The 21,551-nt window shown below is 64.9% G+C and carries 19 protein-coding genes; 7 read left to right on the top strand and 12 right to left on the bottom strand.

Annotated features, from left to right (window positions below; translation table 11 throughout):
- Positions 1 to 35 precede the first annotated feature (35 nt).
- Positions 36 to 722, bottom strand: coding sequence for an MliC family protein (locus BI343_RS17255; RefSeq protein ID WP_071110647.1), 687 nt, complete (start codon positions 720 to 722; stop codon positions 36 to 38).
- 218 nt (positions 723 to 940) lie between these two features.
- Here BI343_RS17255 and BI343_RS17250 point away from each other — a divergent pair, with 218 nt between their 5' ends.
- Positions 941 to 2,353, top strand: a complete 1,413-nt coding sequence (locus BI343_RS17250) for a DEAD/DEAH box helicase (protein ID WP_071110646.1) — start codon at positions 941 to 943, stop codon at positions 2,351 to 2,353.
- A gap of 145 nt (positions 2,354 to 2,498) precedes the next feature.
- Positions 2,499 to 3,290, top strand: coding sequence for a substrate-binding periplasmic protein (locus BI343_RS17245; protein WP_211269461.1), 792 nt, complete (start codon positions 2,499 to 2,501; stop codon positions 3,288 to 3,290).
- A gap of 7 nt (positions 3,291 to 3,297) precedes the next feature.
- Here the strand turns inward: BI343_RS17245 and BI343_RS17240 are convergent, their stop codons facing one another.
- Together BI343_RS17240 and BI343_RS17235 are read right to left on the bottom strand one after the other, a co-directional pair.
- Complete coding sequence (locus tag BI343_RS17240; RefSeq protein ID WP_169829037.1) at positions 3,298 to 4,170, bottom strand: GNAT family N-acetyltransferase; 873 nt, start codon at positions 4,168 to 4,170, stop codon at positions 3,298 to 3,300.
- 34 nt (positions 4,171 to 4,204) lie between these two features.
- Positions 4,205 to 4,771 (bottom strand): TetR/AcrR family transcriptional regulator, encoded by a 567-nt coding sequence (locus tag BI343_RS17235; RefSeq protein ID WP_071110643.1) that lies wholly within the window; start codon positions 4,769 to 4,771, stop codon positions 4,205 to 4,207.
- Positions 4,772 to 4,980: 209 nt separating this feature from the next.
- On the opposite strand from BI343_RS17235, the gene BI343_RS17230 reads away from it, so the two are divergent.
- Together BI343_RS17230 and BI343_RS17225 are read left to right on the top strand one after the other, a co-directional pair.
- On the top strand, positions 4,981 to 6,891 hold the full coding sequence (locus tag BI343_RS17230; protein ID WP_083341045.1) for a sensor domain-containing diguanylate cyclase: 1,911 nt from the start codon (positions 4,981 to 4,983) through the stop codon (positions 6,889 to 6,891).
- Between the two features lie 38 nt (positions 6,892 to 6,929).
- The gene (locus BI343_RS17225) at positions 6,930 to 7,634 is read left to right on the top strand and encodes a pseudouridine synthase (protein ID WP_071110796.1); all 705 of its coding nucleotides are present in this window, start codon (positions 6,930 to 6,932) and stop codon (positions 7,632 to 7,634) included.
- 214 nt (positions 7,635 to 7,848) lie between these two features.
- Here the strand turns inward: BI343_RS17225 and BI343_RS20205 are convergent, their stop codons facing one another.
- On the bottom strand, positions 7,849 to 8,217 hold the full coding sequence (locus BI343_RS20205) for a helix-turn-helix domain-containing protein (protein ID WP_479686415.1): 369 nt from the start codon (positions 8,215 to 8,217) through the stop codon (positions 7,849 to 7,851).
- Between the two features lie 18 nt (positions 8,218 to 8,235).
- The gene (locus BI343_RS17220) at positions 8,236 to 9,681 is read right to left on the bottom strand and encodes a sigma-54-dependent Fis family transcriptional regulator (protein WP_211269459.1); all 1,446 of its coding nucleotides are present in this window, start codon (positions 9,679 to 9,681) and stop codon (positions 8,236 to 8,238) included.
- 274 nt (positions 9,682 to 9,955) lie between these two features.
- Between BI343_RS17220 and adh the strand changes: the two genes are divergently transcribed.
- Positions 9,956 to 11,461 carry an aldehyde dehydrogenase gene (gene adh / locus BI343_RS17215; protein ID WP_071110641.1) on the top strand — a complete coding sequence of 502 codons (1,506 nt, stop codon included), beginning with the start codon at positions 9,956 to 9,958 and terminating at the stop codon, positions 11,459 to 11,461.
- Between the two features lie 627 nt (positions 11,462 to 12,088).
- Here the strand turns inward: adh and BI343_RS20780 are convergent.
- The 6 genes from BI343_RS20780 to BI343_RS17185 form a co-directional block, all read right to left on the bottom strand.
- Entirely contained in the window at positions 12,089 to 12,799 is a 711-nt protein-coding gene (locus BI343_RS20780; RefSeq protein ID WP_422614120.1) for a methyl-accepting chemotaxis protein, read from the bottom strand.
- A 707-nt stretch (positions 12,800 to 13,506) separates the two neighbouring features.
- Positions 13,507 to 14,061: a PAS domain-containing protein gene (locus tag BI343_RS17205; protein WP_071110639.1), complete on the bottom strand. Its 555-nt coding sequence runs from the start codon at positions 14,059 to 14,061 to the stop codon at positions 13,507 to 13,509.
- Between the two features lie 165 nt (positions 14,062 to 14,226).
- Positions 14,227 to 16,080, bottom strand: a complete 1,854-nt coding sequence (locus BI343_RS17200; protein WP_071110795.1) for a DUF3857 domain-containing transglutaminase family protein — start codon at positions 16,078 to 16,080, stop codon at positions 14,227 to 14,229.
- Between the two features lie 221 nt (positions 16,081 to 16,301).
- On the bottom strand, positions 16,302 to 16,712 hold the full coding sequence (locus tag BI343_RS17195) for an ExbD/TolR family protein (protein ID WP_071110638.1): 411 nt from the start codon (positions 16,710 to 16,712) through the stop codon (positions 16,302 to 16,304).
- On the bottom strand, positions 16,699 to 17,376 hold the full coding sequence (locus BI343_RS17190) for a MotA/TolQ/ExbB proton channel family protein (RefSeq protein WP_071110637.1): 678 nt from the start codon (positions 17,374 to 17,376) through the stop codon (positions 16,699 to 16,701). Before BI343_RS17190 ends, BI343_RS17195 begins: the two co-directional genes overlap by 14 nt.
- Positions 17,373 to 18,062, bottom strand: a complete 690-nt coding sequence (locus BI343_RS17185) for an energy transducer TonB (protein ID WP_071110636.1) — start codon at positions 18,060 to 18,062, stop codon at positions 17,373 to 17,375. Before BI343_RS17185 ends, BI343_RS17190 begins: the two co-directional genes overlap by 4 nt.
- Before the next feature lie 144 nt (positions 18,063 to 18,206).
- On the opposite strand from BI343_RS17185, the gene hslV reads away from it, so the two are divergent.
- Both hslV and hslU read left to right on the top strand, forming a co-directional pair.
- Positions 18,207 to 18,758 (top strand): ATP-dependent protease subunit HslV, encoded by a 552-nt coding sequence (gene hslV, locus BI343_RS17180; protein WP_043630155.1) that lies wholly within the window; start codon positions 18,207 to 18,209, stop codon positions 18,756 to 18,758.
- A 44-nt stretch (positions 18,759 to 18,802) separates the two neighbouring features.
- Positions 18,803 to 20,146: an ATP-dependent protease ATPase subunit HslU gene (hslU, locus tag BI343_RS17175; RefSeq protein WP_071110635.1), complete on the top strand. Its 1,344-nt coding sequence runs from the start codon at positions 18,803 to 18,805 to the stop codon at positions 20,144 to 20,146.
- A gap of 86 nt (positions 20,147 to 20,232) precedes the next feature.
- On the opposite strand, the gene BI343_RS17170 is transcribed toward hslU, so the two are convergent.
- Entirely contained in the window at positions 20,233 to 21,549 is a 1,317-nt protein-coding gene (locus BI343_RS17170; RefSeq protein WP_083341043.1) for an MFS transporter, read from the bottom strand.
- Positions 21,550 to 21,551 lie beyond the last annotated feature (2 nt).

Below are 21,551 nucleotides of genomic sequence, written 5' to 3'. Positions count from 1 at the left end.
CGAGCGGCGCGGACCGGCCGCGCGGCCGGCGGGGCTTACGGCGTCGGCTGCGTGGTGCATTCCAGCGATTCGCCGCGCCAATTGACGCTGGCGTCGCGGCCCTTGATCCAGAACTCGACGCCCTGGCCTTGGTAGCGCGCGCCGCTGCCGCTGCCGCTGATGCCCTGGTGCACGATGACCAGCGAATTGCCGCGCTCCAGTTTGGCGGTGGCGGGGCGTGTGCGGTAGAAGGTGGCCAGGATGGTGCTGTCCGGCTGGCCCTTGCACAGATAGCGCAACGGCGTCAGGGACGGCGCCAACGCCCAGGCCGCCTGCAGTTGGGAAATGCGCAGGATATAGGTGTCGCCCAGGCACATGTGGGGATCCTCTTCCTTCATGCAGTCCTTCAAGGACTTGACCCAGCGCTTTTGCTCGTTGATCAGTTTGCCGCGCGCGTTGTTGCCTGTTTGATCGGCCTTGGCCAGCGCTTGGGCGTAGAACTTCTCCAGCCGGTTGTCCAGCCGGGTCAGGCCGTCGTCCTGGCACACCATGCTTTCCATGGCGTTGGCCGGTTGATCGCAGTGGAAGTCGGTGGCGACCTGCGGAGTTTCCGCCACCGGTTTGGCTGCCTCGACGGTCGTATGTTCGGCGCCGCCGGCATGCGGGCGGTCGTTCTTGCCGGCCAGCGCCAGCGCCGGCAGCAACAGCAAAGAGCCTATCAGCCTGGTAGGGGCTATGGGCATATTCAATCCTCAAAAACGACAACAAAAAGCCGCCGCATCGTTGCGGCAGAGCGGGCGGGGCCGGCGGCGAGTTCCCATCGCCATCGATTGCCTGTACACTGCGACGCTTCGTGCGAGTACCAGTCCCGCACGTTCTTCACTCCACGAGTTTCAACTCACACTATCCCGTCAGCCTGGATTGGTCGCAGTTCTGCGATAGGCCGTCGCAGGAGCATATTATGTCCGATCTTACCTTTGCCGACCTAGGCCTGGCAGACCCCTTGCTGCGCGCCGTAGCCGATACCGGTTATACCACGCCCACGCCTATCCAGGCGCAAGCGATTCCGCAAGTGCTGCAAGGCGGCGATCTGCTGGCCGCCGCGCAGACCGGCACCGGCAAGACTGCCGGTTTCACGCTGCCGCTGTTGCAACTGTTGATGCGTTCGCCCAGCCATCATGCCGGCCGTCCGCGCGCCCTGGTTTTGACCCCCACCCGCGAGCTGGCCGCCCAGGTGGAGGAGTCTGTCCGTACTTATAGCAAATACCTGCCTTTGAAGTCCTTGGTGATGTTCGGCGGCGTCAACATCAATCCGCAGATCAAGGCGCTGCGCGCGCCGGTGGACATTCTGGTGGCGACGCCGGGCCGTCTGCTGGACCATGTCGGCCAGAAGACGGTGGACCTGTCCGGCGTGGAAATCCTGGTGCTGGACGAAGCGGACCGCATGCTGGACATGGGCTTCATCCATGATATCAAGAAGGTGCTGGCCAAGCTGCCGGCCAAACGGCAGAACCTGCTGTTCTCGGCCACCTTCTCCGACGAGATCAAGGCGTTGGCCGACAAGTTGCTGGACAACCCCAAGCTGGTGGAAGTGGCGCGCCGCAACACCACCAACGAGCTGGTGACGCAGAAGGTACACCTGGTTGACCGCGACAAGAAGACCGATCTATTGATCCATCTCATCCGCGAGCACAATTGGTTCCAGGTGCTGGTGTTCACCCGCACCAAGCACGGCGCCAACCGTCTGGCGGAGAAGCTGGACAAGATCGGCATCCCCGCCGCCGCCATCCACGGCAACAAGAGCCAGAACGCGCGCACCCGCGCGCTGGCCGACTTCAAGAGCGGCGAGCTGCAAGTGCTGGTGGCCACCGACATCGCCGCGCGCGGTCTGGACATCGACCAACTGCCGCACGTGGTCAACTTCGAGCTGCCCAACGTCCCGGAAGACTATGTGCACCGCATCGGCCGCACCGGCCGCGCCGGCACGCCGGGCGAAGCGCTGTCGCTGGTGTGCGTCGACGAGTTCAGCTTCCTGCGCGACATCGAAAAGCTGATCAAGATGTCGATCGAGCGCTTCACCGTGCCGGGTTATGAGGCCGACCTCAACGTCAAGCCGGAGCCGATCCCTATGGGCGGCGGCGCGCGCGGCCGAGGCCAGGGACAAGGCCGTGGCGGCCAAGGACAGGGTCGCAGCCAACAGCCGCGCAACCCGGCGTCCAAACCTCGCCACCAAACCGAAAGCAAGCCGGCGGGCCATGGGCGCAACAGCGGTCCGCGCCAGGGTCAGGGTCAGAACGGCCGTTCCGAAGGCAGCCGCAGCGGCAAGCCCGCCGCGCCGAAAGCCGCGCTGTTCACGCCGCCTAAGAGCCGCTGAGCCAGCATGCGAACGACGCCCGGTGTAAATTACACCGGGCGGTTTTCATTGATGCGAATGGTATTGCCAGTTATTCTCACGAAGAGACTGTCCGCGGCATATAAAACAAACTGACAGCTCGTCCATTGCAGGAATCGGGAAAACGATGCGATACCACGGCATGCTGCTGGGTATCCTGAGCTGGGTTGCGCTGCTGGCAATTCCAGTTGAGGCTGCCCCGCGCCTCAAGATCACCCTGTCCAATCAGGAATGGCCGCCGTACATGGGCCAGGAGCTGCCTTACGACGGGATACTGTCGCGGCTGGTGAAGGAAGCCTTCGCCCGCGGCGGCGTAGACGTCGCATACCGCTATTACCCCAACAACCGCACCCTGCAATCGGCGCGCAACGGCCAGGTGGATGGCAGCTTCGGCTGGGCGCCGACGGCGGAGCGCAAGCGCGACCTGTTGTATACGCTGCCGGTGCTGTCGGCGCGCATGGTGTTCTTCCAGCGCAAGGAGCGCCCCTTGGCGTGGAGCCGCTGGAGCGAGCTGAAGGGCGCGCGGGTCGGCATCACCGTCGGCAATTTCTATTCCGACGACTTCGACGCCCAGGTCAAGAACGGCACGCTGACGGTGGATAACGCGCCGGACGATCTGATCAATCTGCGCAAATTGATAGCCGGCCGCATCGACCTGTTTCCCATCGACCAGGAGGTGGGAAAATATCTGATCGCCCACCACTTCAGTCCGGCGCAGGGAGCGGAGCTGGAGGCTCAGAACAAGACGTTCTGGGCGGCGCCGTTGCATGTGGTGATCTGGCGCAAGCATGCGCGCGGACCGGAGCTGGTGGAGCGCTTCAACCGCGGCTTGAAGGCCTTGCAGGATAGCGGCGACTTCGAGCGCTTGCTGCAGGAGACGCGCGAGGCCTGCTTGCAGCCGCGCAGCGCGGCGCCGTAGCGGTTGCTTATATCGGCACGGCCAGCGTATGCCGGTAGACCTGTCTGCGGCAAGTCTCGACAAAGCCCAGCTTGCGATGCAAGGCCAGCGAGCCGGCATTGCAGTCGGCGACTAGCGCTTCCATGGCTTCGACGCCCCGTGACTGCAGCGCGATTGCCGCCACTGCGTACATTGCGGCGGCGATGCCCTGTCCGGCATCGCGCGGATCGACGCCTACCGCCTCCACCTGTCCCGCAGTGCACGCCAGCAGAAAGGCCCGGTAGCTGCCATCCGGCGCGGCCCACACTTGGCTGGCGGCGCCATCGGCGCTTAGCCAATCCTCCCGCAGTTTTTCCGGTGAGTGGTACGGCACATGCGGAACCTCAGCGAAGCAGCGCGCGAACAATGCGGCTAGTCTGGTCCAATCCACTGCCGTGGTCTCGACACGCTGCCATCCTTCTGGCAGGGGGCGAGGCAAGATGGCGGCACTCGGCGCGCTCAGCGTCAGAAAATGAAAGTGCGGCTGGAAACCATGCGCCAGCAAGGCGGCATGCTTGCCCTGCTCGGCGTCTGCGGCGCTGACGTGGACGAAGCGCGCGCCGGCCACTGCGGCTTCTTGCAGCAGCGTCTCAATCAAACCATCCAGCGCGGGGCGATTGGCGGCTAGCAGGGGCCCGCCATAGAGTTCGCCGTTGCGCGGCACATTGGCGGCGACCCAGCCGACCACGCCGGTCGCCTTGCCTTGCTCCAGCCAAACCCGAACTTGCTCGCCGCTGCCGCGCATCGGATCATTCAGCAGGCCGCGCAGGTCGTCGATCTGTCCGGCATCGGGCTCGGGCGCGCGCAACGCGGCCAGCGCGCGCAGCCAACGCTCTTCATATGGATAGGGACCGTTATGCATGATTTTGCCGGAAAAAAGCAAAATCATGACTTTGTTATTTTGGCGCGACAAGCCTGTCGCGCGCCTGCTGCAGCAGTTGTTGAGACAATGCCGCGTCGTCTATCAGCCGCGCCAGTGACAGGCTGCCCACCAGCATGGCGAGGTCGGCCAGCGCGCTATCCGCTTGGCCGTCGCGCCGCCTCGCTTCCGCCAGCGTGTCCAGTATCGCCTCCAGCTCGCAGGCGACCCGCTGGCGGACGGTGACGCCCTGGCGCGCCAGTTCGCCGGCCAGCGCCGCCAGCGCGCAGCCGGAGTCGGGAAGATCGCGGTGGGCCGGGCTGAGGTAGTCGCTGGCCAGCGCCGCCATGCATTCGCCCGGCACCGCCTGCTCCAGCAGTTGCCGCCAGTGTTGGTTCAGCTGTTGCAAGGCCTGGCTGCAGGCGGTGGCCACCAGTTGCTCCTTGCTGTCGAAATGGGCGTAGAAGCCGCCATGGGTCAGGCCAAGGTCGGCCATCAGGTTGGCGATGCCCACGCCGGCCAAGCCTTCGGCGCGGAAACGCAAGGCCGCCATCGCCACGATGCGCTGGCGGGTCTGGGTCTTGTGTGCGTCTGGATAGCGCATGCTTGCTCCAGGGTTTCATATGATTGCCATCATCTGAACAATACCAAGCGGAATCAGCAAGATAAACCGCAAGCCGCATGCCGATGCGGCACGGCAATAGTCCTTCATAGGATAAGGCGGGAATTTGATGGATTTGCCGGCTTTTCAAGACTAATCTGAGATGCATAATCAGGCGCGGCGACGGCCCGCCCATACAGGATGGAGTCGAGATGTCGGTTTGCGATGCGGCTTGGCGCAGTCGGGGGGCGTTGGCTGTTTTACAGGCGGCGGTAGCCGCTGCCTGCGCGCTGTTCGCCGCGCTGTTGGCAGCGTGTCTGCCGTCGCCATATTCCCACTGGCTGCAGCCGGGCCTGCCATTGGCGTTGGCCATGCTGTTGCGTCTGGGACGGCGAGTCTGGCCTGGCCTGGCGCTGGGCTTGCTGTGGCTGGCCTGGGGCGAGCCGGGGCTGCTGCTGGCCGAGCGGCTGTTGCTGGCCGCCAGCGGGCTGGCCGCGGCCTTGTTCAGCGCCTACCTGCCGCCGCGGCGGAGCCGGCCCTTTTTCCGCCAAGCCGATGTGCTGGCGTTTCTGGCTGGGCCGGTGGCGCTGGGCAGCCTGCTGGCCGCGCTGGGCAGGATCTTTGTGTTGTTGCCCGCGTATCGGCACGCGCTGCCGGAGCTGGCCTGGGCATTCGCCCGGGTGTGGCTGGGCGACGCGGTGCTGCTGTTGACGCTGGCGCCGATTTTGCTGCTGGCCGGCCGCATCGAGCGCTCATGCGGCGGCGGAGCCTGTTGGCGCGAAACCTCGCTGGTGGCCGGCGCCACATTGTTGCTGGCGGCGCTGGTGTGTGGCGCCCTGCCTGGGCGCGGCGGCCACTATGCCATCCTGCCCTATCTTTTCATCATGCCTCTGCTGTGGCTGGCTTTCCGCAGCCAGCTGCTGTTGGCGCACGGGCTGGCGCTGGCGATTGTCGCGCTGGCGCTGGCGGGCATCCGCCTCGACGCGGGCGCCTTGGCTATTGCGCCGACCCTGGACGAGTCCTTGCTCAATGTGGCGCTGCTGGCGCTGGTGCAGTCGGTGACGCTGCTGGTGTTCGGCGCTTTGCTGGAAGAGCGGCGCCAAGTGGAGCGCAACCTGTTGCAGGCCAACCAGTCGCTGGAAGCCAAAGTCGGCGAACGGACCAGCCAGTTGGTGGAGAGCGAGGCCCGCTTGCGGCTGATGGCGGATGCGGCGCCATTTCCCCTGGCGATGAACCGGCTGGCCGGCGGCGAGCTGATCTATGCCAACGAGCGCGCAGAGGAGCTGTTCGGCACCCATCTGCATCCATCGCGCGCGCTGCGGGTGCAGGATTTCTACGTTAATCCGCAAGAGCGGGAGGATGTGGCGCAGGCCTTGCGCGTCAACGGCCGGGTGGCGGACCGGGAGGTCAAGCTGAAAAACGCGCAGGGCCGCGAATTCTGGGCGCTGATTTCCTGTTCTGTGGTCAAGAGCGACAAGGTTTGGTATGCCATCAACGGCGTCAACGACATCAGCGAGCGCAAGCGGCTGGAGCAGAATCTGCGCGATGCCAATGCCTCGCTGCGCCGCAAGGTGGAGGAGATCGAACGGCTGCAGCAGGGGCTGCGCGACCAGGTGCTGCGCGATCCGCTGACCGGCCTGTTCAATCGCCGTCACCTCGATGACATCCTGCCGCGGGTGCTGGATCACATGCTGGCGCTGCACCGCGACGTGGCGGTGTTGATGGTGGACGCCGACCACTTCAAGCGCGTCAACGACACCTACGGCCATCGCTGCGGCGACGCGGTGCTGACCGCGCTGGGGGCGTATCTCAGCGATCACTTCCGCAGCGGCGACATTGTCTGCCGTTATGGCGGCGAGGAATTCTTCGTGCTGCTGCCCGGGGCCTCGCTGGACGCGGCTTTCGCCAAGGCGCAACAGCTATGCGAGGCGGTTCGCGCCATGGAGATAGACGCGCTGGGCCATACCTTGTCGGTGACGCTGTCCATCGGCCTGGCGCTGTGCCCGCTGCATGGCGAAGACGCCGAGAGCGTGGTGCTGGCGGCGGACGAGGCGCTGTACCAAGCCAAGCAGCAGGGGCGGGACCGCGTTTGCGTTGCCGCGCCGATTCAGATGCTGTCCTGATGCCGGCGCGCGCCTGCCGCGCGTGCTACCATCGCTGCATGGAACTCTATCGACTGTTGCAACAACAAGGTTTTGGCGGCCGCAAGGAGTGCCGCCAACTGATCGAATACGGCCTGGTGCAAGTGAATGGCGAGGTGGTGGACAACTACCGCGCTCAGTATGAGCTGGCCGATATCGCCAGCCTGGTGGTGGACGACGAGCCGTGGTCGCTGGTGACCGGCCCGCTGTATCTGCTGCTGCACAAGCCGGCCAATTACGAAACTTCGCACAAGCCGCAATGCCATCCCAGCATCTACCGCCTGCTGCCGGACCAGTTCTCCAATCTGGACCTGTCGGCGGTCGGTCGGCTGGATGTGGACACCACCGGCTTGATCCTGCTGTCCAATGATGGACAGTTCATCCACGCCCTGAGTTCGCCGAAGAAGCTGGTGCCCAAGGTCTACCGCGTCACGCTGAAGCACGAGGCGACGGCGGAACTGATCGCCAAGCTGCAAAGCGGCGTCTACCTCAACGACGAGGCGCGCGAGTTCGCCGCCGACAGCGTCGAGCAGATCGACGCCCACACCATCCTGCTGACCATCACCGAGGGCAAGTACCACCAGGTGAAGCGCATGGTGGCGGCGGCCAGCAACCGCGTCGAGGCGCTGCATCGCGAAAGCCTGGGCGCGATTGCCCTGGGCGAGCTGCCGGTAGGCGAGTGGCGCCACCTGAGCGCCGAGGAAAAGGCCGCGTTCGGTTTCTGATCGAATCGAAAGCGCAAAACAGGCGGGAAGCCAGGCTTCCCGCTTTTTTTATTGCTCGGCGGTTTCCTGGGCCTGCGGCGAACGCGTCCAGCTGCGGGAGTGCCCGTTGCCGCTGCGCCGCTTCGGCGTGGCCATGGCGTGGCATGAGCGCAGCCACGGCCAACCCGGCTTGCGTTGGTTGCGCGGCGAGCTGGCTGGCTTGATGGGGGGAGGTTTAGCCCCTCTTTGCCAGCCGTCTATACAGCGTGGAGCGGCTGATGCCCAGCGCCCGCGCCGCAGCGCTGGCATTGCCGCCGCAGCGGCGCAGCACCTGCTCCAGCGCGCTGTCGGCCACGGCATGGCCCGCGCTGGCCATATCGGCGCGCAGCGCGGCCGGCATATGCTCCAGGCTTAGCGTCGCGCCATCGTCGGCCAGCGCCAACAGCGTGGCCAGCAGGTTGGCCAGCTCGCGCAGATTGCCCGGCCAGCGGTAGCCGCGGATGGCCTGGGCCAGGGCGGGCGACAGCGCGATGCCGCGCCGGGCGGCGCCCATGCCGTCCAGCATGCTTTGGGCGATGGCCGCTACGTCGCCGCGTTCGCGCAGCGGCGGCAGCGTCAGCGGCTAATGGCATAGCCGGTAGTAGAGGTCGGCGCGGAAGGCGCCTTCGGCCACCCGCGCGCGCAAGTCGCGGTGGGTGGCGCAGATCAGCCGGATGTCCAGCCGCTGCGCCGGGCCGCCGCCCAGCGGCGTCACTTCTCGCTCCTGCAGCACCCTGAGCAGCCGCGCCTGCAGGCTCAGCGGCATGTCGCCGATTTCATCCAGGAACAGCACGCCGCCATCGGCCTCGCGCAGCCTGCCCTTGCTGCCCTGGCGGCTGGCGCCGGTGAAGGCGCCGCTCTGGTAGCCAAACAATTCGGCCTCGATCAGTCCTTCCGGAATCGCCGCGCAGTTGACCGCGACAAACGGCGCGCCGCGCCGGCTGCCTCCATTGTGCAAGGCGCGCGCCAGCCTGTCCTTGCCGGTGCCGGTCTCGCCTAGGATCAGCACCGGGATGTCGGCTTCCAGCAGTTTCAAGGCGGTGGCGAACAAAGACTCCGCTAGGCCGTCCAGCGCGGGCGCGCTGTGGGCGGGAGCCGCGGCCGAGGATGGCGCTGCCCGGTGGTGGGCGGCGGGCGGACGCAGCCGGGCCGATGCCTGCTGCGCCCCGATCTCCAGCGCGCCCAGCGCCTCGCCATGACGGCTTAGCCAGTGCTCCAGGCTCTGGCCGAACAGGGCGGCGAAGTGGCGCGGCCGCCAGTCGCCCGGCTCCAGGCCGCATAGGGCCAGCCCGGCGCGGTTGGCGGCCAGCAGCCGGCCGTCCTCGTCGAAAACCAGTTGGCAGGCGGCCGGGCTGTCCAGCAGCCGAGGGTCTCGATGCAGGCTCAATCGCCAGCCGCTGCGCGCAGCCTCGCTCAGCAGCAAGGCTTCTATCTGGCCGCGCGCGGCGCGCAATGCTCGCAGCTGCGTCTCGCCCAGCTTGCGGCTGGCGCCGCTGATGTCCAGCACGCCCAGCATCTGGCCTTGCGGGCCGAGCAAGGGGCTGGCCGCGCAGCTGAGGGCGCGGTTGCGTTCCAGGTAATGCTCCGCGCCGCGCACCAAGATGCTGTCCGCCGCGGCCAGCGCGGTGCCGATGGCGTTGGTGCCGCGCGCCGCCTCGCTCCAGTCCATGCCCGGGGCCAGCGCCAAGCGCGCGGCCTTGTCCAGAAAACCGATGTCGCCGCTCTCGTCGAGGATCAGCCCCTGGCTGTCGGCCACCACCAGCGCCAAGTCGTGTCCGGCCACTTGCTCATACAGGCCGGCCAGTGCCGGCCGCGCGGTTTCCAGCCAGCCGGCGTTGGCTTCGCGCCGTTGGCGCAATGCGGCATCCTCCAGCGGCTCTCCGCTGCGGCCGCCTGTGGGCAGGCCCAGGCTGCGGCAGCGTTGCCAGGAATGGAGGATGGCCGGCGGCAAGGCATGGCCGGGCAAGGGCTGGTCGGTGAAGAAGCGGCGGCGGATTTCGTCCAGCGGCAGGCGGGCAGCCTGGGTCATGCGCGTCTCCTGCAGGCTGTGCCGTCGCGGCGCGACAGCTGTGTCAGCCTGCGACAGTTTGGCGGGCGGTTTTGCCGATTATCGATGCTTTGCCAGGCGGGGCAAGTGGCTGATTGTGAAGAAGATATGCTGCATTGCAATGTGGTTTCGCCGCATGCCGCACGGCTTGCCGCTTTGCCGGATGCTGCCATGCAGTATGGGTGGCGGCTGGCACGCCGCTTGCACTGTGGCGTGATCCCCAAGCCAGGGGTTCATTACCACCAAGGAGACTGCGATGGCAAACCTGCAACCCGGCTTTCCGCTGAAATCACGCTATGCCAACTATATCGGCGGGCAGTGGGTGCCGCCGGTGAACGGCCGATACTTCGAAAACGTCACGCCCATCACCGGCAAGCCGCTGTGCGAGATTCCGCGTTCGGACGAGCAGGACGTGGAGCTGGCGCTGGACGCCGCCCACGCCGCCCGTTTCCAGTGGGGCCATACCCCGGTGACCGAGCGCGCCATCATCCTGAACAAGATCGCCGACCGCATGGAGGCCAATCTGGCCCTGCTGGCCGAGGTGGAGACCTGGGACAACGGCAAGCCGATACGCGAGACGCGCGCCGCCGACATCCCGCTGGCCATCGACCACTTCCGCTATTTCGCCGCCTGCGTGCGCGCGCAGGAAGGCAGCCTGGGCGAGATCGACGCCCATACCGTGTCCTACCACTTCCATGAGCCGCTGGGCGTGGTGGGCCAGATCATTCCGTGGAACTTCCCCATTCTGATGGCGGCGTGGAAGCTGGCCCCGGCGCTGGCCGCCGGCAACTGCGTGGTGCTGAAGCCGGCCGAGCAGACCCCGCTGTCCATCCTGGTGCTGATGGAGCTGGTGGGCGATCTGCTGCCGCCGGGCGTGCTCAATGTGGTCAACGGCTTCGGCGTCGAGGCCGGCAAGCCGCTGGCCAGCTCCAAGCGCATCGCCAAGATCGCCTTTACCGGCGAGACCGGCACCGGCCGGCTGATCATGCAATACGCCAGCCAGAACCTGATTCCGGTGACGCTGGAGCTGGGCGGCAAGTCGCCCAATATCTTCTTCGACGATGTGGCGGCCAAGGACGATGCTTTCCTCGACAAGGCCATCGAGGGTTTTGTGATGTTCGCGCTGAACCAGGGCGAGGTGTGCACCTGCCCTAGCCGCGCGCTGATCCACGAATCCATCTACGACCGCTTCATGGAGAAGGCGCTGGCCCGCGTCGCGGCGATCAAGCAGGGCAATCCGCTGGATCCGTCGACGATGATAGGCGCGCAGGCGTCCAGGGAGCAGATGGACAAGATCCAGAGCTACCTCGCCATCGGTCGCGAGGAAGGAGCCCAACTGCTGGCAGGCGGCGAGCGCGCGCATTTGGATGGCGATCTGGCCGGCGGCTTCTACATCAAGCCCACCGTGTTCCAGGGCCACAACAAGATGCGCATCTTCCAGGAGGAAATCTTCGGACCGGTAGTGTCGGTCACCACCTTCCAGGACCGCGACGAGGCATTGGCCATCGCCAACGACACCCTGTACGGCCTGGGCGCCGGCGTGTGGACGCGCAATATCAACACGGCGTTCTATCTGGGCCGACACATCGAGGCTGGCCGAGTGTGGACCAACTGCTACCACGCCTATCCGGCGCACGCGGCCTTCGGTGGCTACAAGCAATCCGGCATCGGCCGCGAAACGCACAAGATGATGCTGGAGCATTATCAGCAGACCAAGAACCTGCTGGTCAGCTATGGCGAGGACAAACTGGGATTTTTCTGAGCAGGGGTCATTGGTTTGTATGACCCGACCGTGCTGCTACCGAACCGCCCCCTGATGGGGCGGTTTTTGTTTGGGGCGGCAGGAAGGGTTTGGTATTGGACGTATTTTCATGAGTGGAAATTGATGGGGAAATATGCTTTTCTCTTGGTGTAAGATTGATTTTGTAATTTATATAATGAAATACATTATTTATTTACGTAAATAAATGCTATGAATGTGCGAAGGCATGCTGATTGCGTTATAGACACAAATCCAGGGGTAATCACTTCAGGCAACCTGGGCGCAGGGGGGACGAGTCCTGCGGCGCGCAAGGGCTGGCGCTGTATGGGGGTGCCAGGAGAAGATGTGGCGCTGGGTGGCGCGCTGCTTGTCGGAAGACGATGCGATGCGGCAGGCGGAGCCAAGGGCAGCCAGGCTATGGAGCGCATTCTGGGCCTATGCATAAAAAAACCGGGCCTGAAGGCCTAATGCCGTTCACTTAAGGATTTTCGGGCGACTTTTCTGGCCTTGAGAGCACAGGAATCCACAAAAAAAGCACCGTTTCCCATGCACGGAGACGGTGCTTTTCTCTTAAGTGAACGGCATTAGGCCTGAAGGCCCGGTTGTGTGGACGCCGATGGTTGGGACTTATCCGGCCGCTAGCTTGTCCAGTTCGTTCTGCAGTTTGACGCTGATCTGCTCCATCGCCTGCATTTTGCTGATGATGCCGGCCTCGTCGAGTTGGCCGCTTTGCGTTGCGGCGGCGACCGCGGCTTCCACTTGCTGCTGCAGATTCTGCAGCGGCGCGCGCAAGGGCTGGACGGCGGCGGCGCCGAACAGGGCCGCGCCGTCGCCGTCTATCCACGGCGCGAGCTCTTGCGATGGCCCGATGGCCTGCGCTTCTTCCACGGCGTGATAGGCGCTTTGCTTGTAGATCACGTGGCCCACCTTCTGCAGCGAGGTTTGCGATTTCTGCTGCACATCGCTGACCTGACGCAATACCAGATCGGATTGCTCGGCCAGGCTGGAGAAGCGTTGCCGGAACGCCTCCACCGAAGCCTGCACCTCGCCGGCCACGCTTCCGGCGGCGCTGGCCTGCGTCTGCATGTCGTCGATCCGGGCCGATAGCGAGCCCAAAACCTCCTGCACCTGATTGGCCGTGCTCTTGCTGCGTTCTGCCAGCTTGCGCACTTCGTCGGCCACCACGGCGAAGCCGCGGCCCATCTCGCCGGCGCGGGCGGCTTCGATGGCGGCGTTCAGCGCCAAGAGATTGGTCTGGTCGGCAATCGCGGAAATATCAGCCAGCGAGCTTTCAATGCCATGCCATTCCTTGGCCAGCATCTGGCTGGCAGTGTCCATGCTGGTGACGCTGCCGGCAATGGTTTGCAAATGGCCGGACAACTCGTTCGCGCTGTTCAGGCTCTCGCGCGCGCCGGCGGCGTTGTCGCGGGTGATGCCGGCCACGGCGTCCATGGACTGGCTGATGGCGGACAGATCGCGCTGGCTGCCGGACAAGTCCTGCCGCAAGTGCGGGTTGCCCAGGGCGGCCAGTTGCGACGACAAGCGGTTGCGGCGCACGAAGCCGTCGTTCTCCGCCATGGTTTGGATGGCTTTGTCCACGCTGTCCAGCGAGCTGGCCAGGATGCCGGGCAGGCCCTGGCTCAGCGGGCGGCGGCTGAAGTTGCCCTTGCTGATTTCCTGGAAGCAGGTATTGATTTCCTTGAAATAGGTTTCCACCAAGTCCAGGAAATCGTTCAACTGCCACGCCACCTTGCCGGCTTCGCCCATCGAGCGGGTGCGGCTGCTGCGGTGGTGCAGCTCGCCGCTGCAGGCAAGATGCAGCTGCTTGGCTAGGGTGTCCAGCAGCAGGAAGGTGCGTCGGACTTTCTGCCATAGCCACCAGGACAAGCAGCCGGAGCCGGCGAGCAGCAGCAGGTTGACAAGGTGGCGGGCCGCGCCGGACAGCAGGTAGTTGCCGGCTATGGCCAGCAAGGCCAGCACATTGATGACGATCAGGCCGCTTGCCAGCCGCGAATGCAGATAAGGGGTGGGCTTGTGGGGGGCGCTCATCCGTTGACTCCTTTGGCTCTGAGCACGTCGGCGTTCAGGTTCAGGATGAAGTCCTGATAGCTGCAGCCTTTTTCCTGCAACTGGGCCAGCAGCCAGTCGCGCGAGGCGTCTGGCGCTTCAGCCTTGCCGTGGGCGGCTTCGATCTTGCGCATTTCGGCATAGATGGGTTCGATGGCGGCAATGGCGTTGCGGCTGGGTGGCCGGCGCACCGAATAATAGCCCTGCAGTTTGCCGCGCAGGTCGTAGTCGGGCGTCACATTGGCCAGCACCCAGTAGTAATTGCCGTCTATGGTGGCGTTCTTGACCACGGCGAAGAATTCACGGCCGCTTTGCAAGGTTTGCCACATCAGGCGATAGGCGCCGCGCGGCATGTCGGGATGGCGGATGATGTTATGCGGCTTGCCTAGCAGCAGGTGCTCGGGATAGCCGGCTATCCGCATGAAGACGCGGTTGGCGTAGGTGATATGGCCGCTGGGATCGGTTTTGCTGACGATCAGCTCGTTTGGGGCGAGTTGTATTTCGCGGCCCGCGCCGGTGGGAGTGTGTTCCATGCTTCGCTTCTTTCTGAGCTTTACCCTTTGAGCAGGGGCAAAGCGGCATTGTCATGGCCTAAGCATAGTACGGCAAGCATTTATTCAATTGTTCTTTATGGAACAATGGGCTCATTTAAAACCGGTCGGCGGCACGCGCTGGCGCGGCATGCCGCCATGGCTGGTTTACAGCTTGATGATCTGGCGGGCCTGGGTCACGCAGGCGCGGGCTTCCGCGCTGAGTTTGGCAAACGCCGGGCTGGCGATGTCGGCATGATCCAGCCAGCGCACCTTGCGGGTCAGGCGGAATTCATAGCGCAAGCCGCTGGCGCTGGATGTCTGTTTCAGGTCCAGATCGAACCAGGGGGAGCGGGCCTGGCAGCTGAACGGCGGCTGGATGGGCTTGGCGCCCTGCAGCGTGACGGTGCGCTCCATGGTTTCCGGATCGCCCAGGTAGACATCGGCCTGGTTGCCGTTGCTGCGGTAGTTGTCGAAATCATTCCAGCGCTTGTCCAAGTGCGGATCATACAAGTACAAGCCGGAGATCTTCTCCACGGCCCGCGCGTCGATGGACTGGATCCGCACCGGATAGCTGTCCGGGAGCAGGAAGCCGGTGGCGGCACGCTCCACCTTGCAGCCTTGCGGCTGGTTGCCGCTGCCGCGGCAAATGCTCTGCTCGCTGCTGCTGCTGCCTTGATAGCGGTCGCGCATGGTCAGCTCCACCAGCGGCCAGCCCGCCATCACGCTTTCGCTGGAGACCAGGGCGCTGCCGTCCCGGCGCAGCACTTCATGGCGCTTGACGACCATATCGGTGGTCGGAGCCTGGCGCGGGATGCGTTCCTGGCGCACGCTGCCGTCGCTGCCTATCAGATAGGTGGCGCGTTCCTGCAAGTCCGGCATGATGCGATTCGGGGCAAAGAACGGATTGGTGGCGTCCAGCCAGGCCACTTTGCCGTCCACCGTCGCGCGCACGATCATGTGGTTGACGGTGCCCAGGCCCGGCAGCAACGGTTCCGGCGCGAAATTGCCGCGGAACACCAGGGCCGGCTCGGCAGCGATGCCGGCGGCGCGCAGCATGGCGGTCAGCAGGGTGGCCAGGTCTTTGCAGTCGCCATAGCCGTGCTGCTCGATCTCGGCCAGGGTGAACGGCACCAAGCCGCGCTCAGCCAGCCGCTGATCGTTCAGATAGCGGTAGTGGCTGTTGATGTGCTGCATGAAGGCCGCAACTTGTTGCGCCGCCGGCTTGCCTTGCTGGGCGGCCACCACGGCGGCGGCGGCCGGCGGCAGCGGCGCGGCCAGGATTTCGTTGTAGCGCGCGGCGTAGCTGCCGAAGTGCTGCTGCGCTTGGTCGCTGGTGGCGATGCTCAGCCGCGGCCAGCGGCGGATGGCGCTGTTGTCCCATTCATTGGTGAAATTCAGATAGCGCACGCCTTGTTGGTCGACGGTGATGGACTTGCCGTCCGCCGCGGCCGCCACCTGAAAGCCGTCCATGCTTTCGCCGCGCCACAGCAGCGCGCGGGGAGAGCGCAGTTGGAAATGGTAAGCGTCGTAGCGAACCGGCTCCGGGTCGAAGTCCAGCCGGTAGAGCAGCTCGCGGCTCAGCGGCGGCGCGGCGATGTGGTGCTTCACCTCGTAGCGGACCTGGCTGCCCACGGCCAGTTCGGGGAAGGCCAGCCAGGTTTGCTTGTCGCGGCTGACGCCGGCATAGGGGTTCGGCGCGGCCCGGGTTTCCACCTGGGATTTTTCCAGCTTGATCACGCGGCCGTCCTGCTGGCGCACTTCGCCGCTGACCACGTCCAAGCGGTCGGTATCAGGGTAGGTGAAGTCGATGCGCGACAGAAAGTCTTTGCCGGCCGGCTTCAGGATGGTGAATTGGTTGCGGGTGGTGCAGTCCAGGCTGTTGTCGGCATTGTGCTGGCAATCGATGCTGGTCCGCAGCGCGAGCGGCGCTTCGCTGACGGGTTGCCGCGCGGCGTTGGCGGAGTAGCCGGCGCAAGCTAGCGCCACGGCCAGGCTGAGGCGGGAAACAGGAATTCGCATCTTGATGAAACCATCGGTTGGGCCGCGTCTGCTGGCGCGGCAAGGCGAGTTTGCGTAAATGACAAGGATATTGCCACGCGGCAGCATCGCTAGCCAGTGTCATGTGGCGGCTGCGCGGCCGGGGTGGGCGGTAGGCAGGGGTTGGACAGAACGGCGCCGCATCGGTTGCGGCGCCAGAGGGTGCCGCTATGCTCGGGCGCAGGCCATGCCGATCTGCATGGCTACTGCGCTGCGGTGACGAAGCCTATCTTGCCGACGCCGTTCTGTTGCGCGGCGGCCAGGGTTTTAGCCACCGTTTCGTAGCGCACGGCTTTATCGGCTGACAGATGCAGCTCGACGTTGGGATTGGCGGCGGAGGCGGCGGCGAAGCGGGCCGGCAGATCCGCTTCCGCCACCGGCTGATCGTTCCAGTACAGCTTGCCTGCCGCGTCTACCGTCAGCCGGATCTGCTCCGGTTTTGCCTGATGCTCGGCGGCCTGGGCGCGCGGCAGATTGACCTGCACCGCGTTGGTCAGCAGCGGCGTGGTGATGATGAACACCACCAGCAGCACCAGCATCACGTCCACCAGCGGCGTGGTATTGGGCTCCGCCATCGGCGCGGACTGCCCCTGGTTGAAGCTACCGAACGCCATGGCTGTCTCCGGATTGGGTCAGCAGCTGGGCGTGCAGGTCGTGGGCGAAGTAGTCCAGCTCTTGCGACATCACGCGCTGGGCGCGGGTGAGCGCGTTGTAGGCCAGCACCGCCGGGATGGCGGCGGCCAAGCCGGCGGCGGTGGCCACCAGCGCCTCGCCGATCGGGCCGGCCACCGCGCCTATGCTCATCTGGCCGGCCTGGCCGATATTGACCAGCGCGTGGTAGATGCCCCAGACCGTGCCGAACAGGCCGATGAATGGCGCGGTGGAGCCGATCGAGGCCAGCATGGTCAGGCCGGACTCCTGGCGCGCCATTTCCTGCGCCAGCGCTTTGCGGATGGCGCGGGTCAGGAATTCATCGACGCCGCAGGCCTGGCCCAGGGCGCGGCCGGCCTGGCTCTGGTATTGCTTCAGGGCGTCGATGCCGGCGCGCGCCAGATTGGCGAACTGCGCCTGGCTATGGCGCAGGCTGGCTTCCGCCTGCTGCCAGTTCGGCGCGTCCCACAGCAGGCTTTCCGCCTCGCGGTTGGCGCGGCGCAGGCGCCAAGTCTGCGCGCCGCGCACGATGATCAGGTACCAGGTCAGCACCGACATCAGGATCAGGAGCATGAACACCGTGATCAATACGGCGTCCCCTTGTTGGAATACGGTGAGAATGTTCATGAGCGGATCGATTTCAAAGAGAATTCAACGGGAACGACAAAGGTGTAAGCGATCGGTTCGTCGCCACGCTTGGCGGGTATGAAGCGCCAGCGCTTGACGGCGGCCAAGGCGGCGCGGTCCAGCCGCGAGAAGCCGCTGCTGTCCTGCACTGATACTTCGAGCGGCAGGCCCTGGGCGCTGACATGCACGCGCAGCCGTACCGTGCCGGCCTCGCCGTCCTCCTGCGATTGCGACGGATACGCCGGCGCTGGGTTGTTTAGATAGCCGCCGCGCGCCAGGGGTTCGGTGATGGCCTGCGATTTGCCTGCGCTGACGGTTTGGCCATCGGATTTGGGCGCGTCGTTTGCCGCAGCGGCGGCCGGCGCGGCCGGTGCGCTGATGGCTTTGGCCGGCGCAGGCGTCTCGCTGGACATCTTGCTGGTTTGCACCGGCGGCGTTTTGGGCTTGGCCGGAGCCGGCTTGGCTTCGCTCTGGCGAGGCTGGGGCGGTTGAGGCTTGGCCGCCGCGGGAGGCGAGGCCGCTGGCCGGCCGGGCGGCGCCAGCGCAATCATGTCCATCCGCGCTAGGCGCGGCGGCGTGATGGGCGCTTGGCTGGCATGCTGCTGATTCAACAGCCACAGCGCCAGTACGTGCGCTGCCAGCACTCCGGCCAGGGCGGAAAATTGCAGGATAGGGACCGACTTCATGCTGTCGATGATAACGCAAACTATTCTCATTTTCTACGGCGAGCCGATTCTGAAGGCTTGCCGATGCTTGCAATCGGTACAATCGTCTGCATATTGGAGACAAAGGCCGGCAGCTCGCCGGCCATCATCTACTGGAATCCAAACATGCAGCAGTTCGACGGAACCACCATTGTTTCCGTCCGTCGCGGCGAGCGCGTGGCGCTGGGCGGGGACGGGCAAGTGACCCTGGGCAATATCGTGATCAAGGCTACCGCGCGCAAGATACGCAAGCTGCACGGCGGCAAGGTGCTGGCGGGCTTCGCCGGCGGCACCGCCGACGCCTTCACCTTGATCGAGCGCTTCGAGGCCAAGCTGCAGAAGCATCAGGGCAATCTGCTGGTGTCGGCGGTCGAGCTGGCCAAGGACTGGCGCACCGACCGCATGCTGCGCCGGCTGGAGGCGATGCTGATCGTCGCCGACAAGGACCACACGCTGATCATCACCGGCAACGGCGACGTACTGGAGCCGGAGCAGGGCATCGCCGCCATCGGCTCCGGCGGCGCCTTCGCCCAGTCGGCCGCGCGCGCCTTGTTCGAGAACACTGACCTGGCGCCGGAAGTGGTGGTGAAGAAATCGCTGGAGATAGCCGGCGACATCTGCATCTACACCAACCACAATCACCTGATCGAAACCCTGGGCCCGGACGACGCGGCCTAATCCAGAATGCAAGACCCGGCCATGCCGGCCGGGCGGAGACTGTCATGACGCAAATGACCCCGCAGGAAATCGTACACGAGCTGGACCAGCACATCATCGGCCAACACAAGGCCAAGCGCGCCGTCGCCATCGCGCTGCGCAACCGCTGGCGCCGCCAGCAGGTGGCTGAGCCGCTGCGCAGCGAAATCACGCCCAAGAACATATTGATGATCGGCCCCACCGGCGTCGGCAAGACCGAGATCGCCCGCCGCCTGGCCAAGCTGTCCGGCGCGCCCTTCATCAAGGTGGAAGCCACCAAGTTCACCGAGGTCGGCTATGTCGGCCGCGATGTCGATACCATCATCCGCGACCTGGTGGACGTGGCGATCAAGGACACGCGCGAGGCCGCGATCAAGCGCAACCGCGTGCGCGCCGAGGATGCCGCCGAGGAGCGCATTCTGGACGTGCTGTTGCCGCCGGCCCGCAAACCGTCCGGCTTCTTCGCCGAAGAGCCGGCGGTGGTGGAAAAGCAGGAAGACGGCGCCACCCGGCAGAAATTCCGCAGGATGCTGCGCGAGGGCAAGTTCGACGACAAGGAGATCGAGCTGGAGATCGCCGCGCCGGTAGCGCAGATGAATGTGATGGCGCCGCCTGGCATGGAGGATTTCGCCAGCCAGCTGCAAGGCATGTTCCAGGGCCTGGGCGCCGGCAAGAAGCAGACCGCCAAGATGAAGGTGGCCGACGCCTTCAAGCAGCTGATCGACGAGGAGGCCGCCAAGCTGGTCAACGAGGAAGAGCTGAAGGCCGAGGCGTTGAAGAATGTCGAGCAGAACGGCATCGTGTTCATCGACGAGATCGACAAGGTCACCAGCCGCGGCGAAGGCCACAGCGGCGCCGACGTGTCGCGCGCCGGCGTGCAGCGCGACCTGCTGCCGTTGGTGGAAGGCACCACTGTGTCCACCAAGTACGGCATGGTGAAGACCGACCACATCCTGTTCATCGCCTCCGGCGCCTTCCAGCTGTCCAAGCCGTCCGACCTGATTCCGGAGTTGCAGGGCCGTCTGCCTATCCGCGTCGAACTGTCGTCCTTGTCCGTCGATGATTTCAAGGCCATTCTGACCAGCACCAACGCCTGCCTGACCCGCCAGTACCAGGCCTTGCTGGCCACTGAAGGCGTCGAGCTGGAGTTTGTCGAATCCGGCATCCAGCGCCTGGCGGAGATCGCCTGGCAGGTCAACGAGAAGACCGAGAACATCGGCGCCCGCCGCCTGTACACGGTGATGGAAAAGCTGCTGGAAGAAGTGGCCTTCGACGCCAAGTCCGGTCCGTGCAAGATCGACGGCGACTACGTCGACAACAAGCTGGGCGAAGTGGCCGAGCGCGAGGATCTGGCGCGCTACGTGCTGTAATGCAGAGAGGCGGACTGCGGTCCGCCTCATCACATACATATATATATGTAGAGAGAGCGGCGACCTTCATGGTCGCCGTTTTCCTTTTATATAGATTGATTCAACTTGCTGCTGGCGGTGGCGATAGGTTCGAAAGCCTCGGGATGCTGTTTAAGATACCAGTCCTTTGCCTCATCGTGATTCAGACTGAGGAAACGGTTGACCCCGGGCAGGCGCAGCATCGGCGGCACCGCCACCAGATGGAACACGGCGAAGAACAGGTAGACTGTATCCAGCGACCAGCGCGATAACAGAATACCGGCCAGCGCCGGCCCCAGCATGCCGCCCAGCTTCGCCACCAGCACATTGATGGCGGACACGCGCGCGCGATAGGCTTCCGGCACCGCCAGCGTGCGGTGCGTCTGGCCGATCAGCATGGTAATCGACAGCAACACGCCTTCGATGCCAAACATCGCCAGCATCAGATACGGATGATCGGTCAGCGCCACCACCAGGAACACCGCCGCCAGGGCCCACATGGCGAAGGCGCGGGCGCGCGGCCGGCTACAGTATTGCAGCAAGCGGTGAGTGAACCACAGCGAGCCGACCAGCAAGCCGCCGCTGGCGGCCGCTTCGCAAGCGCCCAGCCAGAACGCCGGCAAACCCAACTGGTGCAGCTTGATCGGCAGCAGCGTCACCACCATCGGAATATAGGCCGTCATCGTTAATAAGCCCCACAGCGCCCAATTGCGCTCCAGCGGGATGCGCCAACGTATGCGCAGGCCGACGCGAATCTGGTCGATGAAGCTTTCCGCCTGGATGTGCTCGCGGTTGCGCGGCGGGATCTGGATGCGCAGCGCGCCAAGTGCGGCGATGGCCAATAATGCCGCGTAGCTGCCCAGCGCCAGCCAGGCCGGCGTGAGCGCCATCAGGCTGCCGCCCACCACGGGCCCGATCAGGTTGCCGACGGACTGGGAGCTTTTCTGCAGCGACAAAGCATCGGACAGTCTGCCTGCCGGCACCAGCTCGGAAGCGATACTCAACATGGATGGAATGACCAGAGCCCAGGCGAACATCGAAAGAGACTCGCTGGCCACCACCCAAGCCAGGCGATAGAAATTGAACCAGGCCATCATCGCCAAGGCCAGGCCGGACAACATCGCCAGCGCGATGCCGCAGGCGATGACGCGGTTCTTGGGGAAGCGGTCGCCCAAGGGAGCGGTCAGCGGCAACGCGATCAGCATCACCAGCGCGGTCAAGGTGCTGAACCAGGCCATGTCGCGCGCGCCGCCCATCGACACCACCCACCAGCTGATGCTGACGTAGCCGGCGCCCATCGCCAGGCCGCTCAGCACATCGCTGAGCATCAAGAGATGGAAACCAGGAGGCAGGCCATGTAATCGATGCTTTAGAGAGATATTCATGG

It is taken from the genome of Chromobacterium amazonense, from assembly GCF_001855565.1.
Classification (GTDB): Bacteria; Pseudomonadota; Gammaproteobacteria; order Burkholderiales; family Chromobacteriaceae; genus Chromobacterium; species Chromobacterium amazonense.
The sequence above is the reverse complement of the archived record's forward strand: the minus strand, read 5'-3'. Positions and strand labels throughout refer to the sequence as shown.